16 protein-coding genes are annotated in these 16,679 nt (G+C 37.7%); 9 read left to right on the top strand and 7 right to left on the bottom strand.

The annotated features are described in order from the left end of the window. Positions 1-83 precede the first annotated feature (83 nt). Positions 84-1,397 (bottom strand): pentapeptide repeat-containing protein, encoded by a 1,314-nt coding sequence (locus CA730_RS16090; RefSeq protein WP_096668797.1) that lies wholly within the window; start codon positions 1,395-1,397, stop codon positions 84-86. Positions 1,398-2,063: 666 nt separating this feature from the next. On the opposite strand from CA730_RS16090, the gene CA730_RS16085 reads away from it, so the two are divergent. The 4 genes from CA730_RS16085 to CA730_RS16070 all read left to right on the top strand — a co-directional run bounded on the left by CA730_RS16085 (position 2,064) and on the right by CA730_RS16070 (position 5,130). Next, positions 2,064-2,807: a tetratricopeptide repeat protein gene (locus CA730_RS16085; RefSeq protein WP_096668795.1), complete on the top strand. Its 744-nt coding sequence runs from the start codon at positions 2,064-2,066 to the stop codon at positions 2,805-2,807. A gap of 48 nt (positions 2,808-2,855) precedes the next feature. Continuing rightward, on the top strand, positions 2,856-3,569 hold the full coding sequence (locus tag CA730_RS16080) for a 16S rRNA (uracil(1498)-N(3))-methyltransferase (protein WP_096668793.1): 714 nt from the start codon (positions 2,856-2,858) through the stop codon (positions 3,567-3,569). Then, on the top strand, positions 3,566-4,219 hold the full coding sequence (locus CA730_RS16075; RefSeq protein WP_096668791.1) for a TIGR04282 family arsenosugar biosynthesis glycosyltransferase: 654 nt from the start codon (positions 3,566-3,568) through the stop codon (positions 4,217-4,219). Before CA730_RS16080 ends, CA730_RS16075 begins: the two co-directional genes overlap by 4 nt. A gap of 158 nt (positions 4,220-4,377) precedes the next feature. Further along, complete coding sequence (locus CA730_RS16070; protein WP_096668789.1) at positions 4,378-5,130, top strand: WecB/TagA/CpsF family glycosyltransferase; 753 nt, start codon at positions 4,378-4,380, stop codon at positions 5,128-5,130. A gap of 15 nt (positions 5,131-5,145) precedes the next feature. On the opposite strand, the gene menH is transcribed toward CA730_RS16070, so the two are convergent. From menH to CA730_RS16055, 3 genes are all read right to left on the bottom strand, one after another. Beyond that, positions 5,146-5,961, bottom strand: a complete 816-nt coding sequence (gene menH, locus CA730_RS16065) for a 2-succinyl-6-hydroxy-2,4-cyclohexadiene-1-carboxylate synthase (protein ID WP_096668787.1) — start codon at positions 5,959-5,961, stop codon at positions 5,146-5,148. 14 nt (positions 5,962-5,975) lie between these two features. After that, positions 5,976-6,191: an ATP-binding protein gene (locus CA730_RS16060; protein WP_231939860.1), complete on the bottom strand. Its 216-nt coding sequence runs from the start codon at positions 6,189-6,191 to the stop codon at positions 5,976-5,978. Positions 6,192-6,304: 113 nt separating this feature from the next. Further along, positions 6,305-6,688 carry a metal-sensing transcriptional repressor gene (locus tag CA730_RS16055; protein ID WP_096668785.1) on the bottom strand — a complete coding sequence of 128 codons (384 nt, stop codon included), beginning with the start codon at positions 6,686-6,688 and terminating at the stop codon, positions 6,305-6,307. Positions 6,689-6,942: 254 nt separating this feature from the next. Here CA730_RS16055 and CA730_RS16050 point away from each other — a divergent pair, with 254 nt between their 5' ends. The 5 genes from CA730_RS16050 (at position 6,943) to CA730_RS16025 (ending at position 13,445) form a co-directional block, all read left to right on the top strand. Continuing rightward, positions 6,943-8,154, top strand: a complete 1,212-nt coding sequence (locus CA730_RS16050) for an HhoA/HhoB/HtrA family serine endopeptidase (protein ID WP_096668783.1) — start codon at positions 6,943-6,945, stop codon at positions 8,152-8,154. A gap of 74 nt (positions 8,155-8,228) precedes the next feature. After that, a complete protein-coding gene (locus CA730_RS16045; RefSeq protein ID WP_096668781.1) occupies positions 8,229-10,328 on the top strand; it encodes a hydantoinase/oxoprolinase family protein in 2,100 nt (699 codons plus the stop codon). 154 nt (positions 10,329-10,482) lie between these two features. Then, positions 10,483-11,163 carry a Uma2 family endonuclease gene (locus CA730_RS16040; protein WP_053537507.1) on the top strand — a complete coding sequence of 227 codons (681 nt, stop codon included), beginning with the start codon at positions 10,483-10,485 and terminating at the stop codon, positions 11,161-11,163. A gap of 72 nt (positions 11,164-11,235) precedes the next feature. Further along, entirely contained in the window at positions 11,236-12,786 is a 1,551-nt protein-coding gene (locus tag CA730_RS16035; RefSeq protein WP_096668779.1) for a hydantoinase B/oxoprolinase family protein, read from the top strand. A 395-nt stretch (positions 12,787-13,181) separates the two neighbouring features. Further along, positions 13,182-13,445 carry a glutaredoxin family protein gene (locus CA730_RS16025; RefSeq protein WP_053537509.1) on the top strand — a complete coding sequence of 88 codons (264 nt, stop codon included), beginning with the start codon at positions 13,182-13,184 and terminating at the stop codon, positions 13,443-13,445. A 65-nt stretch (positions 13,446-13,510) separates the two neighbouring features. Here the strand turns inward: CA730_RS16025 and CA730_RS16020 are convergent, their stop codons facing one another. The 3 genes from CA730_RS16020 to CA730_RS16005 form a co-directional block, all read right to left on the bottom strand. Further along, the gene (locus tag CA730_RS16020) at positions 13,511-14,767 is read right to left on the bottom strand and encodes a hypothetical protein (RefSeq protein ID WP_096668777.1); all 1,257 of its coding nucleotides are present in this window, start codon (positions 14,765-14,767) and stop codon (positions 13,511-13,513) included. A gap of 265 nt (positions 14,768-15,032) precedes the next feature. Further along, positions 15,033-15,773: a hypothetical protein gene (locus CA730_RS16010; protein ID WP_096668775.1), complete on the bottom strand. Its 741-nt coding sequence runs from the start codon at positions 15,771-15,773 to the stop codon at positions 15,033-15,035. Continuing rightward, a partial coding sequence (locus CA730_RS16005; RefSeq protein WP_096668773.1) for a trypsin-like peptidase domain-containing protein occupies positions 15,770-16,679 on the bottom strand: 910 nt, incomplete at its 5' end. The genes CA730_RS16010 and CA730_RS16005, both read right to left, overlap by 4 nt.

Raw genomic sequence — 16,679 nt, 5'->3', positions numbered from 1 at the left:
TCTTACCCATTGCCTGTTCCCTGTTCCCTGTTCCCTGTTCCCTGTTCCCTGTTCCCTGTTCCCTGTTCCCTGTTCCCTAATTCTTATCTCCCTAATTTATTGGGAATTCCTTCACAACCACCGGGAACTGTGTGTCTGGTTTTTTCTCCACACCAACTACAGCAATAGTAACGGCTGGATTCAGACATTCTTTGGGCGTTGGTGAAGTCGGCATTTTCGATAACTGCGCCGGTGTGTTCTCCTGTTTCGTAGTTGGGTGGTTCGGTACGACTGCGGGGGGATGCCTGTTCAGGTAAACCATAAAATAGGCGTACTCCATTTAAGTCGGCGTTGCTCAAGTTGGCATCGTATAAGATTGTGCGGGCAAGGTTGGCTTTGACTAAATCGCAATTGCTCAGATTAGCACGAATCAGGTTAGCTTCACTTAAATCTGTCCAGCGCAAATCATTGTCAGCTAAATCTGCACCTGCTAACATGACACCTAAATCAATGACGCGCACTCCTTCTAAACGATCTTCGGCATAACCACCACTACCATCTAGAATAGCTCTTCCTAGTCGGCGATCGCGCTGGAGGGGAGAGAGTAATTTGGAACGGGAGAGAAATCGCAGGATTTTGGCTTTACCACTGCCATCTACACTACTAAATATAGCGGCAGTACGTCCTTCGGCGATCGCTCTTTCTTGTGGCCAATCTTCTAATAATCCTTCTTCATCTAATACTAGGTCGGAAATTCCTTGAAAGTAGGAATCTATGGTTTGCTGTTGGGTAATTATGTTCTGCTGTACAGTTAGCAGGTTTTGTTGAATGGTTAAATCTTTGGAAATTACATATTGTCGCCATGCTACATAAACGGCAATAATGGCAATGGCAATTTGTCCTAATGCTCCAAACCATTCTGCTAAAGTCCCAGAAGCATCCCAGTTAACTCTTTTTCCCCAACGCAATAAGCCACTACCCAAATTAGTAAATCTGAATAAGCCAATTATTGCTACTATTACTCCTATTAAGCCAATAAATACATTTCTATCTTGAGGTGAAAACCATTCTTGAATGACATTTTGCAGCCACGGAAGCAGGATTAACAGTGATAAAATCAATGTGGCTAAAGTTCCCACAATCCCCAGAAATGAGTTATTAATGACAATACTAATGATAGTTGTGGCGATCGCCAAACTGGTAAATAATAAAATTCTTGGGGTAATAGCAGTTTGCAAACTGGAGTTGCTTTCCACAAGAAACTCAGCCCCTTTGGTCATGTTCGCCTTGAATGCAGATTGTCCAAATATTTGTTTTTTCCCTAATCCTTCTGTTAGTAATGAGTGATCACTACCATCAATTGCTAATTCATCTGCTTGATTTATTTCTGAGTTAGATGAGTCAGGTTCAATAGTCATAGTTTTTAATTTCCTCCCATCGTCTCATTATCAATTTAACCGCTGTAAAAACACTTGGATTCACAGTATTATATAATTTTTATTCTCAATCTCAAATCAATCTGGATAAAATCAGATTTATCTGAATAATTGACCGCAGATAAACGCAAATAAACGCAGACAAATACGGATAATTATGATGCTGTGCAGTCGTAGATGAAATTTTTTGTCTCCACAAGCAACAAGCAGGTAATTTTATCACGAATCATTTATAATTTTTATGTGGGATGATTCTTTTTTTTTGACAATTCACCAAGTCAGAAGCGGAAGTGAGAAGAATATGACTCCACCACAATAGCTATAATCAAACCAGATTCCTATAGATTAGCTGAGTCTATATAGCAATTCTCAATGATTCATGAATACTTCTGTTCCCTGTTCCCTGCCAATGACTTACGTCACGCTACGCTATCACCGATAAGTTCTTAACTCAAATAGGATTGCTATACGTAGAGAAAAAAGTTGATCACAGATATGGTATGATATTCATAGTTTAAGAAAACTTACCCAAATCTTCATCTTTAGTTTACATAAACAAAAAACAATTAATAATAATTAGTTGATTTCGATACGACTTTAAATGTTCCATCAGTTTTAGGATAATTATATGATTTTTGTAGGTGCAATATGGTAGTTTGGCGACAATTAATTGCCTCTAGTTTAATTAGTTTTCTGGCGATTGGCTGTAGTGATTTGGCAAATTCTTCACCGGATAATACTAAACAAGTTGTCCAGGAAAGCAATGTTAATCAACTAATTACAGAGGTGCAAGATAGTCAAAAAGCTGAAAATTTATTACTACAAGGTAATGGTTTGTTGGATACCCATCGTTATCGAGAAGCTTTAAATGTATATAATCAGGTCATAGCTATTAAAACTGATAGTGCGGAGACTTGGGTAAATCGTGGTAATGCTTTAATTGCTTTGCAACAGTATCCAGAAGCGGTAGAATCTTATAATAAGGCGATCGCTATTCGCCCAAATAAAGATGAGGCTTGGTATAATCGTGGCAATGCTTTAACGGCTTTACGAAATTATGAAGAGGCTGTTATATCTTATGATGAAGCGATCGCTATTCACTCCAATAAACATGAAGCTTGGATTAACCGAGGCATTGCTCTGACTAAATTACAACGCTATAAAGAAGCCTTAGCATCTTACAATCAAGCAATTACTATTCAGCCCAATTTGCATCAAGCATATTATAACAAGGCTTGTAATTATGCCTTGCAAAATAATCTCGAACTAGCAATTGACAACCTCAAAAAAGCTATTCAACTTGTACCCAAAAAATATCAAGATCTAGCGAAAAGCGACCCAGATTTTGCTAAAATTCGCGGTGAACAGCGGTTTCAGCAATTGTTACAATAGTAGCAAGTAGTCCGACAAAATTTTTACCGCACTGACAAGTCAGCCCTTATGCTATCACTTTCCCAACTTCAGCGCATTACTATTCATTCCCAGCAAATTCAAGAAACCCATCTGCTATTAACACCTCAACAACAACATTATTTGCTGCGGGTATTGCGCTTGCGAGATAGCGATAAATTCATTGTTATGGATGGTATGGGGAAATGGTGGTTAGCGCAGTTAGCAGGGGAACAGGGAGAGGTTTTAGAACCGCTGGAGGTAAAAACTGAATTACCTGTAGCTATTACCTTGATGATGGCATTACCCAAAGGCAATGGATTTGATGAAATTGTCCGGTATTGTACGGAGTTGGGAGTAACTTGTATAGCACCTATTTTGAGCGATCGCACCCTATTAAATCCCAGTCCCCAAAAACTAGAACGTTGGCAGCGTATAGCCTCAGAAGCCGCTGAACAGTCAGAACGGGCTGTAGTTCCCACTATCCTCCAACCAGTAGCTTTCAACACCGCAATCAAAGAAAATATTGCCACTCATCGTTATATCTGTGAAGCTCGTGGAAATTACCCTCATTTACAGCAGATAATCAATAAAACCGCAAATGACATAATTATTGCCATTGGACCAGAAGGAGGTTGGACAAATCAAGAAATAGAAATAGCCAAAGAATCAGGATTTCAGCCCATTTCCTTGGGTCGTCGGATTCTTCGCGCAGTCACCGCACCCATAGTTGCCATATCTTTAATAGCCGCGAATTTTGAATGATATCTTGGAAACCATCAAAACAACACCTGATTATTTTTACCCGCTACCCAGAACCAGGGAAAACAAAAACCCGGTTAATACCTGCATTGGGTGATATTGGCGCTGCTAACTTGCACAAACAAATGACCGAACATACTATTTTTCAGGTCAAAGAACTGCAAAAGATCACCATAGTAACCGTAGAAGTGCGGTTCACAGGTGGTAATTTGGAAAAAATGCAAAATTGGTTAGGAAATGATTTAAGATATGAATCTCAGGGCGAAGGAGATTTAGGAGCAAGAATGGAGCGATCGCTCATCAATGCGTTTAATCAAAAAGCAGAAAAAGTTATCATCATTGGTACAGACTGTCCTAATTTAAACTCGCAAATTTTAACAATCGCTTTCGAGCAATTAGATGTTTTTAATCTTGTCCTGGGTCCTGCTCTAGACGGTGGTTATTATTTAATTGGATTACAACAACCAATAGCAGAACTATTCACAAATATTTCCTGGGGAACCGCTCAAGTATTCGCAAAAACAGTAGAAATTGCCCAGAAATTAAACTTATCAATGGGTTATCTGCAAACTTTAGCAGATATTGATCGCCCAGAGGATCTTACACCAGTTTCTGATGTTATGAGGTACAGTTTTTTATCGCAAAATCCGTAGGGGTGCAGTCCCTGCGCCCTCCATTGTATTTTCTGAAACCGATAATTGCTTTCACATCTAAACTGTTTGCCTTTACAAATTCTTGTTATTCATGCAGGAAAAAATTTGATACACTAACGTTCATCAAACCTCCTGCTAAAGTCTGATTTTAAAAAACTATGTTTAAATTCCCGCAAGCATTTCCCGTATTAGGTTTACCAGTGCATATCATCAGTAATTATCCAAACTGGTTATTAGATTGCTTAAAAGCAGGTAAAGGGACTCACGTAGTCACCCTCAACGCCGAAATGACTATGCAAGCAGAGCGCAATCTTCCATTGGCAAAAATCATTAAAAACGCTGAGTTAGTGATTCCCGACGGCGCAGGAGTAGTTCTCTATTTACAATATTTATTAGGACAAAAAGTGCAACGGTTTCCCGGAATTGAATTAGCCGAAAAACTTTTACAAACAATAGCTCAGGAACAAACATCTGCCTCAATATTTTTCTATGGAGGCGCACCAGGAATAGCCGACAAAGCCGCAGATTTATGGCAAAAACAACTTCCCACTCTCAAAATATCCGGCACACATTCTGGTTATCATTCCCCAGCAGAAGAAGAACAGTTATTGCAAACCCTCACCCAAATCCAGCCACAAGTAATATTTGTTGGTTTGGGAGTACCACGTCAAGAATTATGGATTGCTGAACACCGTCATTTATGCCCCCACTGCATTTGGATAGGTGTTGGCGGTAGTTTTGATATTTGGTCAGGCGAAAAAACTCGCGCCCCCCGTTGGTTGGCTAATAATAATCTAGAATGGCTATATAGACTATATCAAGAACCTTGGCGGTGGCAAAGAATGTTAGCCTTACCAGAGTTCGCCTTTAAATCTTTAATTTATCGTTGGACTAATAAATATGTCAAATGATGCGTTACGCTGTCGCTAACACACCCTACTAAGAAATTTTTGCATATTTTGCACAAATTCTACAGTGTTTTCTAGATGAATATTATGTCCAACCTGGGGAATTATTTGTAATTTAGCTAAGTTACATTTTTCAGTCATGGCAATATTAATATATATAAATTTTTCGTCTTTTTCACCAACTAATAATAATATAGGAGTGGTGTTTTGAGTGAGCAATTCCCATAAACTAGGTTGAGAACCTGTTCCCATAAATTGCAATGACTTAACTAGATTTAGAGGCTGATTTGCTAATCTACTGACTACCATAGATTGGTATTGGGGATAATTTTTGATGTCACCAAAAATTGGCTGTTGATACCAATTGTTGAGGAAATTATCAAAATCATCTTCATGAATTATTCTAGATAGTTTTCTGGCTATTTGAGCATCACTTTTAATTCTAGCTAACCTTGCGGTTTCTGTTGCTAACCCAGGGGAAGCAGATTCTAAGATGACTTTAATAAACTTGTGGGGAAAATGCAGAGTCAGATATAAAGCCAATCTTCCTCCCATTGAGTAACCAATTAAATAACATTGATAAATTTTTAACTCATCTAATAATTGGATAATCGCTGCGGCTGTAGATGCCATTGTATAACATTCATCGTCTAAAACTTGGGTTTCTCCATGTCCAGGTAAATCAATGGTGAGATGGGAAAAATCATTAAATAGTAATTCAATTACTTGATCAAATTCATGAAGATTACCCAGGAAACCATGTAAAAATAGAATTATTGGTTTTTCTTTATTAAGTTTAAGGGAGTAATTAAATTTATATTTTTTGAGATTCATGTTTTTATCTGGAACTAAGGATTAACCTGGGTAGGAATCTCTATTTGCAATTTTGTACCTGTTTCAGGATGAGAAAAACAACGGATTTTACCTTTATGTTCTTCAACAACAATTTGATAACTAATAGATAATCCTAACCCAGTTCCCTTACCTACAGGTGTTGTTGTGAAAAAGCGGATCAAATATTCAAATAAATGTGTCCGCAAGATTTGTTTGAATTTGGCTATCATGATTTAAATTTTAAAAATAAATGCTCGAAGATATAGAAATCAAAACAATATTTCCCATCCCAATGGTTTGATATATTCAGTTGATTTCTTGACTATTGATTTCTTTGAGTCTGCTAAGGTAAAAATCTATCTAAGGCGGCTTTTAATTGTTCAATTTCTGATTCTATATTACCTGCTTGAGCGGCTCTACCAATACACTCAGTTAAATGTTCGTCTAGGACGATTCGTGCTACTTTGTCTAATGCTCCACGCACAGCGGCAATTTGTAATAATACATCAGGACATGGGGTATTTTGCTGTACCATTGTTTTAATTCCGCGAACATGACCTTCTATGCGTGATAGTCGGTTAATAATCTTTCGTAAGGAATCTTCACTGTGGACATGAGGATGAGCAGAATCAATGTGTGTATGATCCGTATGGCTGTGATTGTGGATATGTTCTCCTGGTTCTGATACAGGTGAGGAGTCGTTTGTGATGGGGGTTGCTCCATTCATGAGTTATTCTATAAGGTATTGGTTTTGGCATTTTGGCTCTAATAAATATTTTAGCCCAGAGAGATAGGAATTTTTTATGTTGTTTAACTGCTGCTACTGAGTTAGTGACAGGTGGGAAATATTCATGTTTGAGCCAAGATTTGGCAAAATCCCAGAAACTTAAATTTGAGCGAAAATGTCAATAAACTAGAATGAGATGTAGATAGATTTATCAAGAAACAGCAAAAACTAGACTTGTAGATTAGGTTGTGATTATGCGATTTTTCCCAATGTCCCGGTCTATCCGACAACTCAGTAGCCATCTGTTAGCAATTTTCATGGGAGTGATGCTGACTGTCAGTTCTCTGCGGGTGTTACCTTCAGCAGCAGAACCGGGTCCGAATCCTGTCACTGAGTCATTCACAAAAGTTGCTCAAAAGCCTTCTCCCGCTGCGGCTGTGATTGGTAGTCATAGTTTTGTGACAGCAGCGGTAAATCGTGTAGGTTCGGCAGTAGTAAGAATTGATACTGAACGGACGATTACTCGCCGCAATGATCCGATGCTGGAAGATCCGTTTTTTCGGCGGTTTTTTGGTGATAGCTTTCCTCAACAATCACCGACTGAACAGTTACGGGGTTTAGGTTCGGGTTTTATTCTTGACAAAAGTGGCGTAATTCTCACTAATGCTCACGTAGTTGATAAGGCGGATAAGGTTACAGTTCGTCTGAAAGATGGTCGCACTTTTGAGGGTAAGGTGAAAGGCATTGATGAAGTTACGGATTTGGCTGTAGTGAAGATTAATGCTGGTAAGGATTTACCGGTTGCACCTTTAGGTTCTTCTAATAATGTTCAGGTGGGAGATTGGGCGATCGCGGTGGGTAATCCGTTAGGATTTGATAATACTGTGACTTTGGGGATTGTCAGCACCCTGAAACGTTCGAGCGCTCAAGTAGGAATCAGTGATAAACGGTTAGATTTCATCCAAACTGACGCAGCTATTAACCCCGGTAACTCTGGTGGACCGTTATTAAATGGTTTAGGAGAGGTGATTGGAATTAATACCGCCATTCGTGCAGATGCGATGGGGATTGGGTTTGCGATTCCTATTGATAAGGCCAAGGCGATCGCTGTACAATTGCAACGAGATGGCAAAGTTGCTCACCCCTATTTAGGTGTGCAAATGGTGACACTAACACCGGAATTAGCAAAACAAAATAACAATGACCCTAACTCCATGTTTGCAATTCCTGAAGTTAAAGGTGTTTTGGTCATGCGAGTTGTTCCTAATTCTCCGGCTGCAAGTGCAGGTATCCGGCGTGGTGATGTGATTTTGCAAATTGATAATAAAGCCATTACCAGTGCTGAACAATTGCAAGATGTTGTAGAAAACAGTACCCTGGGTCAAGCGTTGCAGGTAAAAGTGCAAAGAGGGAATCAAACACAGATACTTTCAGTCCGCACCGCTGAATTGAAAGACCTTTCTTAATTAGTTTTGAACAACAAGATCCCCGACTTCTTCAAGAAGTCGGGAATCTGACTTATTGTTGAGGAAATTGAATAATGTTAAAAGTATTTGCAGACAGAGGTGGCACATTTACAGATATAGTTGCTATTACCAATAATCAAACCATAATCAATAGACTTTCAAAACATCAAGAACGTTTTTTAATTGTTCCTCTCCCTAATAAACAATGGATTATAGTCTATAAATTACTATCAGAAAATCCTGAACAATATCAAGATGCAGCTATTCAAGGTATTCGAGATATTCTGGGTATTTCCAGCCAAGAAACTATCCCGACTGAAGCCATAGAAACAGTCAAAATGGGGACAACAGTAGCCACAAATGCCCTATTAGAAAGAAAAGGAGATCGGGTAGTTTTAGCTATTACTAAAGGCTTTAAAGATGCGTTGAGAATTGGTTATCAAAATCGTCCCAATATCTTTGCTAGGAAGATAATTTTACCTACCATGCTGTATGAGCAGGTAATTGAAATAGAGGAACGTTATGATGCTCATGGTCAGGAATTAATAGCCGTCAATATTGAAAAAACTAAACATGATTTACAAGCGGCTTATCACACAGGGATTCGCAGTTGTGCCATTGTTTTCATGCACAGCGATCGCTATCTATACCACGAACAACAAGTAGCACAAATAGCTCAGGAAATTGGCTTTACACAAATTTCTATATCCCATCAAGTTAGTCCATTAATGAGATTAGTTAGCCGAGGAGATACAACCGTAGTAGATGCTTATCTAACTCCGATTTTGCGGCACTACATTAACCAAGTAGCCAATCAACTACCTGGAGTAAAATTAATGTTTATGAAATCTGATGGCGGCTTAACCGACGCACAACAATTTCAAGGAAAAGATAGTATTCTAAGCGGTCCGGCTGGCGGTATTGTCGGTGCAATTCAAACCAGTAAAAGAGCAGGGTTTGAATTAGTAATTACCTTTGATATGGGCGGAACAAGTACAGATGTTGCCCACTTTAAAGGAGAATATGAACGCCAATTAGACTCAGAAATTGCTGGTGCAAGAATGCGAGTTCCCGTATTAGCAATTAATACCATTGCGGCTGGAGGCGGTTCAATTTTATATTTTGATGGTTCTAGTTATCGTGTCGGACCCCAATCTGCGGGAGCAAATCCAGGACCGGCTTGTTACCGTCGTGGGGGACAGTTAACCGTCACAGATGCTAATGTCATGTTAGGAAAAATTCACCCTCAATATTTCCCCTCTGTCTTGGGAATTACAGGCAATTTACCTTTAGATAAAGATATCGTCAAAAAACAATTTATCCAACTATCCCAGGCGATAGTAGCCGCCACAGGCAACAATTCTAGACCGGAACAAGTAGCAGCAGGATTTATAGCGATCGCTGTGGAAAATATGGCAAATGCCATCAAAAAAATCAGTTTACAAAAAGGTTATGATGTCACCGAATATGTCCTTTGTTGTTTTGGTGGTGCAGGAGGACAAGTTGCTTGTTTAATTGCTGATACTTTAGGAATGAAAAAGATATTTCTTCACCCCTATGCAGGAGTTCTTTCTGCTTATGGTATGGGATTAGCTGATATTCGCTCAATTAAAGAAACAGGCGTAGAAAAACCCTTGAATCAAACATTGATTCCACAACTAAAGCAATTGATAGCATCTTTGGAAACCCAAGCAAGAACTACTATTAACTCCGATAAAACAAGTAGAGAAGAAATAGTTCAAAAAATTAACTTAAAATATGATGGGACTAACTCTACATTAAACATTGATTTCGCAGATGATGTGGCATTAATGCGAAAAGAATTTGAAACTGAGCATAAAAATAGATATGGTTTCATTCAAACCGAGAAAACCTTAATTGTCGAATCAGTTTCAGTAGAAGTAATTCAAAAAATGGATACTCCTCAAGAACCATTAATTACTCGTAATCGTCCTTTCGATCAAAATCCCACACCTGTGGAAATAGTAAAAATGTTTACGGCTGATAAATGGCATGATACTCCTGTTTATTACCGGGATAATTTACAACCAGAAGATAGTATAATCGGACCTGCTATCATTGTCGAAAAAATCAGCACAATTGTCGTTGAACCTCACTGGGAAGCAACATTAACGAAACAAAATCACTTAATTTTACAACGCCATTTTTCGTAGGTTGGGTTGAGCCTTTGCGAAACCCAACATTTCCAAAGAAAATAAGATTTTCAGAATATTTGAACGCAGATAAACACAGATAAGACCTTGAATGGATTAATTATCAATTGGTAATTAATGTTAGAATAAACAAATAACTACTTGGTATCATATCATGATGATTACTCAAGAAATAGCATCTGAAAAAATCATCTCTCCAGATGTTATTTTTCCTCCCAGTGACCTATATAGTGATGAACCTCCCGTGGAAACAGAACTACACCTACGACAAATAATCCTACTTTTCAAATGTTTGGAATGGTTATGGAAAGACAGAACTGATTTCTATGCTGCGGGAAATCTGAGTATTTATTATAGTCCACATCAGAAGAAAACAGAAAATTTTCGTGGGCCTGATTTTTTTGTAGTCTTAGGAACTGACAGAAAAACTCGTAAAAGTTGGGTAGTGTGGGAAGAAAACGGTAAATATCCTCATGTAATTGTCGAAATTCTCTCACCAACAACAGCCAAAATAGATAGAGAATCAAAAAAAGAACTTTATCAAGAAACTTTCCGCACACCTGACTATTTTTGGTTTGATCCTTATACATTAGAATTTGCAGGATTTCATATCACAGACGGAAAATATCAACCTATAAAAGCCACCGAAAAAGGGCATTTATGGAGTCAACAATTAGGTTTATATTTAGGAATTCATGAAGGTTTATTGCGTTATTTCACATCAGAAGGCAATTTAGTCCCCACACCTGAAGAAACCGCAGAACAGGAAGCAAGAAAAGCAGAACGTTTGGCCACAAAACTGCGGGAATTAAATATAGATCCAGATACAATTTAATAAAAAATGTAGGTTGGGTTGACGCAAGGAAACCCAACATATTGTTTATCTTGAAATTAATTAAGTGAAAAAATGTATACCATATCTCAACCAGATCCCATTCGTTTAGAAATATTCAAAAACCTCTATCAATTCATCGCCGAACAAATGGGAATTGTGCTGCAAAATACCGCAACATCAGTTAATATTAAAGAACGGCTAGATTTTTCCTGTGCTATTTTTGATGCTTCCGGTTCATTAGTTGCAAATGCACCTCATATTCCTGTACACTTAGGCTCAATGAGTGAAAGTGTCATCAGTTTAATTAATGATCGAGGTGACAATATTAAACCGGGAAATGTTTATTTATCAAATAACCCCTATAATGGGGGAACACATTTACCTGATGTCACAGCCATTACCCCAATTTTTGATATAGAAAAAACACAAATTATCTTTTATGTTGCTTCTCGTGGACATCAAGCAGATATCGGTGGTATTACTCCTGGTTCTATGCCCCCTCACAGTACCACAGTAGCAGAAGAAGGAATTATATTTGATAATTTTCTCTTAGTTGAACAGGGAGACTTTCAAGAAACAGCCGTGAGAAATTATCTCTTAAATCATCCCTATCCTAGTCGCAATCCTGATCAAAATATTGCCGATTTTAAAGCTCAAATAGCTGCTAATGAAAGGGGAGTCCAAGAACTTGATAAAATGGTCAATCAATATGGACTAACAACAGTACAAACTTATATGCAGTTTGTCCAAAATAATGCTGAAGAATCCGTCAGACGAGCAATTGATGTTTTGAAAAATGGTGCATTTATTTATGAAATGGATAGCGGTGCAAAAATTCAGGTTGCAGTGACAATTAACCGAGAAAATCGGAGTGCTAAAATTGATTTTACGGGAACATCTGCACAACTAAATAGTAATTTTAATGCTCCCAAAGCTGTAACACAAGCAGCCGTTTTATATGTGTTCCGTACTTTAGTTGATGATAATATTCCTCTCAATACTGGGTGTCTTAAACCTTTAGAAATTATAATTCCTCAAGGCTGTATGTTAAACCCAATCTATCCCGCAGCAGTGGTAGCAGGAAATGTAGAAACTTCACAAACAATTGTTGATGCTTTATATGGTGCTTTAGGTGTCATGGCTGCTTCTCAAGGAACAATGAATAATTTTACCTTTGGGAATGAAAAATATCAATATTATGAAACCATTTGTGGTGGTTCAGGTGCGGGGATAAATTATCATGGTACTGATGCGATTCATACTCACATGACTAACTCCCGTTTAACTGATCCAGAAGTTTTAGAAACTCGTTATCCTGTACAAGTAGAAAGCTTTAGTTTGCGTTCTGATAGTGGTGGTAAAGGCACATATTCAGGTGGAAATGGCGTAATTCGTCGGATTAAATTTCTCGAACCAATGACAGCTAATATTCTTTCTAGTCATCGGTTAATTCCTCCCTTTGGTTTGCATGGTGGAGGAAGCGGAAAAGTAGGAAGAAACTGGATAAAACGTGAGAATGGAACTGAGGAAAATTTAGGTAATACAGCTACAGTAGAGATGAATTCAGGGGATATTTTTATCATAGAAACTCCTGGAGGTGGAGGATTTGGTAAGGTTTTGTGAATGTCAGTATTATTGTAGGGTGCATTACGTTGATATTAATTTTGTAACAGATGATGATTTACAGCAAATTGTCATCAAACCTGGAACAAGAACCCCACCCCCAACCCCCTCCAGTATCAAAAGCTTATCCTTTTCTTCCCCCCGCTGCGGGGGGATTTAGGGGGGTGCGATGAGGGGGCTAGGATGTACCTTATATGATTGGAAATCGCTGTAATTGGCTGTAATTGGGGTTTTTATTTATCACCATTAATTATCATCTATTTTTTCATCCTGTTAATCTTGTAATCCTGAATATCCTGATATGGCTTACGCCACGCTATCAGATATTTTTCTATAAAATTGTATTTTTAGTTAAAATAAGTATAAAACACATTTTCATTGTTTAGTCTCAACTCATGCAATTAATTCTCTACAGCAAACCCGGTTGTCATCTTTGTGAAGGTTTACAGGAAAAACTCGAACAAATCAAAAATCTCAGTTTTGAGTTGGAAGTACGGGATATTACCACTCGTGATGATTGGTTTGCAGCATATCAATATGAAATTCCGGTACTACATTTACTCATTGGTGACGGTAAAGAAAAACTGATACCCCGTCCTTCTCCTCGTCTGAGTGTGGAACGGTTGGAAAAAATGTTAAGTGATTATGTGAAAACTTGAAACTCTAATACCCAGATTCCCAACTTTTTCAAAAAGTCGGGTATCTTATCTATTTCACAAATATATTATGGTTTGCGGGAATTGGTATTACTAAATAACCAAGAAAGAAGATTAGCCACGGTAGCAGCACCAAAGGAAAATAGGGCAATAATGGCATCACGAGGTAGCACCCCATCTAACCAACTACCTTGGATACTAGAAACAGGAAAATCTTGATCTAGTCCAATTTGAATTTGTTTGGTTTTACCAGAAAAACGTGCTTCTATACCTTTTTTATCAGATATTATTTGCAGATTGCGGATAAGTTGAATATTTAACGGTTTATTAGTGTCTTCTCCCATCAGAAACTGATTTTCTTTAATTTCTCTATCCTGTTCTGCCATGCGGATTTTACCTTCGAGAATAGTAGATATTTCTAAATCATCTCTGAGGTTGCCACCATTTTTATCTACATGAGTAAATGTGACATCTTTAGTTTTTATTTTGCCTCTAAACCATTGTTCTGATTCATATTTTGGTGGTTTTGATAAAGTGAGATAAATATTAGTATTTTCTTGAATGTTAAAAGTAAATTCTTTATTATTGGGGTTGACAATAAACTCTAATTGTGCTTGATCATCCTGTGACTTCGGTAAATTTAAACTGGGTATTTTATAACCTTCTATAATAACTTTGATAGGCTGTTCACCTAAATAGATTTCTAAGGGGTTGGGATTATTTTGAGAATTGGGAAGAAGAGAAAAAGCTAGTTGCTGACGATAAAAATCATAATTTAGTCTAGCTATTCTTGTTTGTGGTTGTAGTCGTAATTCCTTGAGATTAATTTCGCTTTCTGTCTGAGAATTGGCTGGAGTAATAATTATTTTACTTTCCCGTTCTGTAAGTTGGATTTCTAAGGAATTTAATTTATTAATTTCTGGTAAAGATTCACTTTGAAAACTGCCAGTAAAAGTTAATATTTGCTTACCTTCGGTTTCTAGTTTTTTAATGTTTTTAATATTGCCGAGAAACAGTTTAGGTTGATTATCATCATGAGTAAAACTCATTTCTTGAAAAATAAGATTACCTTCAAATATATGAGTTCCAGGGACAATAGCCGCAATAGTAATAATACATAAAACCACAAGCAATATTATCACCAAAATAGATGATTTTTGCTGGATTAGATATTGTTTTAGATTTGGCAATTGCTGGAGAAAATTATGATTAATATTATTAAATTTTGTCCGAATTAAGCCAGACCTAGTAATAATAAAGTTCTTAATCTTACTAAATCTGGAATTTTGAGAAGATTTCTGTCTAACTTTTTGCCGAAATGCCATGATTTATTTTAACCAGGTTGGGTTATGTTCAAATACGATGCGTCGTTCAATTCTATCGCTTGGTTCATTACTGCGTTCAATATTAGCGATATAGTGAAGTTGATAGCGTCCTGCTGGAGATTTACTTCCATCCCAGGTGAAACTAATTTCACCACTATTGGGGGTAGTGCGAGATGTCTTATATACTGGCTGTTGATCTTTTTGATCTGTGAGAGGGACGATTTTTACACTGGTAAATTTGACTCGATCTTGAGAATAAAATGATTTATTTTAACCAGGTTGGGTTATGTTCAAATACGATGCGTCGTTCAATTCTATCGCTTGGTTCATTACTGCGTTCAATATTAGCGATATAGTGAAGTTGATAGCGTCCTGCTGGAGATTTACTTCCATCCCAGGTGAAACTAATTTCACCACTATTGGGGGTAGTGCGAGATGTCCTATATACTGGCTGTTGATCTTTTTGATCTGTGAGAGGGACGATTTTTACACTGGTAAATTTGACTCGATCTTGAGAATAAAAAACAAACTCGTATTTACCAGAAGTTTTTCCCAATGTAACGGGAACATAAACATTTTGAGAACCCAGGCTATAAGCTGCTACAGCGCGGAGTTTATTTGCAGGAATGTTGGCTTTTTTAAGAACGTAAGTATCCCAGCTAAAGCCGAAATTTGCACCATTGTTAGATAATAGCAAATCATCTAATTGATAGTGATAATTATCATCTAATGATTTGACTATCACTTGAGGATTTTTACCATCTTTAATGCGGGGAACTTGTAAGGTTATGGTATTACCATAACTGGCAATGTTGCGGGTAGCAATGGAAATTAAACTCAAGCTATTGCCGCTTAAAGGTTCGAGTTTGATGCCTTCACAACGGTTGGGTGGTTGCCGACGGATATAATCTGTAGAACGGGCATTTCCTTTAGGACAAGAGGCAACAGCAGAGAGAGGATTAATGCCGAGGATTAATAAGCTGGCCAGTAGAATTTTATAACTCATGGTTTCGTTAAAGTAATTTTCCAGATGGACAATTGTTTTTTAACTACAGATATAGGATAGGCAAAATTTTTGGTTTCACCCGTTTTTCGGGCATAAACTATGCCTATGAGCCGATTTTTTGAGTCTATCACAGGACTGCCAGAATAACCAGGTTTAAGTGCGGTTGCAGATATTTGTAATTGTTGGTTCTGAACAATGATTTTTCCTGATTGGACAGACCATGATTTATCTTTACCTCTTTGGGCATCATGACCGATAACTTGAATAGGCATTGCGGGGTTGATGGTAGTAGACGTTGATAAAGGTTGGATGTCTTCTGGTAGTTTACCGCTAACTTCCAAAACAGCTAAATCGAGTTCATCTGTAGGAGTCTTTTGGAATAATTTGGCATTCCTCCTCATTCTGACTTTACCTGTTGGTGGAGAACTGAAAAACTCCACTTGAATATTTTCACCCTGTTCATTGCCATCAAAAATCACATGACGATTGGTGAGAATTAATGTCCGGTTGGCATCTTGCTGGATAACTACACCAGTACCAACCTCAATTCCTTGACGTTGACTGTTAGAAAACTTGGCAGTAATGAGAACGACAGAACGCTTAACAGTTAAGTTGGGATCATTTTTGGGCAAAAATCCCATATCGTTTTCTACACTGGCTAGTTTATTTTGTTTTTCAGTCCATAATTTTCGTGCTTCTATATTATTGTTACGAGCATATATATAATCGGGGTCAAGTTCTTCGGCTTTGTCGAAATGTTTTATAGCTTCTTCAAACTTTTCTTGGTCTTGCAATACTAAACCTAAACCATTATTTGCAAGAGTATGGGCAGTTGTTGGAGTTACCAAAGTATCTTCTGGTAATGATAGAGCTTTTTGGTAAGCAGCAACAGCCTCATCTAATTTC

The organism is Dolichospermum compactum NIES-806 (genome assembly GCF_002368115.1).
GTDB classification, from domain to species: Bacteria; Cyanobacteriota; Cyanobacteriia; order Cyanobacteriales; family Nostocaceae; genus Dolichospermum; species Dolichospermum compactum.
The sequence above is the reverse complement of the archived record's forward strand: the minus strand, read 5'-3'. Positions and strand labels throughout refer to the sequence as shown.

Excerpts from the sequence above, each read along its gene's own strand:
- CA730_RS16090 (WP_096668797.1), bottom strand. The coding sequence starts at position 1,397 with ATGACTATTGAACCTGACTCATCTAACTCAGAAATAAATCAAGCAGAT.
- CA730_RS16085 (WP_096668795.1), top strand. The coding sequence starts at position 2,064 with ATGGTAGTTTGGCGACAATTAATTGCCTCTAGTTTAATTAGTTTTCTG.
- CA730_RS16080 (WP_096668793.1), top strand. The coding sequence starts at position 2,856 with ATGCTATCACTTTCCCAACTTCAGCGCATTACTATTCATTCCCAGCAA.
- CA730_RS16075 (WP_096668791.1), top strand. The coding sequence starts at position 3,566 with ATGATATCTTGGAAACCATCAAAACAACACCTGATTATTTTTACCCGC.
- CA730_RS16070 (WP_096668789.1), top strand. The coding sequence starts at position 4,378 with ATGTTTAAATTCCCGCAAGCATTTCCCGTATTAGGTTTACCAGTGCAT.
- menH (WP_096668787.1), bottom strand. The coding sequence starts at position 5,961 with ATGAATCTCAAAAAATATAAATTTAATTACTCCCTTAAACTTAATAAA.
- CA730_RS16060 (WP_231939860.1), bottom strand. The coding sequence starts at position 6,191 with ATGATAGCCAAATTCAAACAAATCTTGCGGACACATTTATTTGAATAT.
- CA730_RS16055 (WP_096668785.1), bottom strand. The coding sequence starts at position 6,688 with ATGAATGGAGCAACCCCCATCACAAACGACTCCTCACCTGTATCAGAA.
- CA730_RS16050 (WP_096668783.1), top strand. The coding sequence starts at position 6,943 with ATGCGATTTTTCCCAATGTCCCGGTCTATCCGACAACTCAGTAGCCAT.
- CA730_RS16045 (WP_096668781.1), top strand. The coding sequence starts at position 8,229 with ATGTTAAAAGTATTTGCAGACAGAGGTGGCACATTTACAGATATAGTT.
- CA730_RS16040 (WP_053537507.1), top strand. The coding sequence starts at position 10,483 with ATGATGATTACTCAAGAAATAGCATCTGAAAAAATCATCTCTCCAGAT.
- CA730_RS16035 (WP_096668779.1), top strand. The coding sequence starts at position 11,236 with ATGTATACCATATCTCAACCAGATCCCATTCGTTTAGAAATATTCAAA.
- CA730_RS16025 (WP_053537509.1), top strand. The coding sequence starts at position 13,182 with ATGCAATTAATTCTCTACAGCAAACCCGGTTGTCATCTTTGTGAAGGT.
- CA730_RS16020 (WP_096668777.1), bottom strand. The coding sequence starts at position 14,767 with ATGGCATTTCGGCAAAAAGTTAGACAGAAATCTTCTCAAAATTCCAGA.
- CA730_RS16010 (WP_096668775.1), bottom strand. The coding sequence starts at position 15,773 with ATGAGTTATAAAATTCTACTGGCCAGCTTATTAATCCTCGGCATTAAT.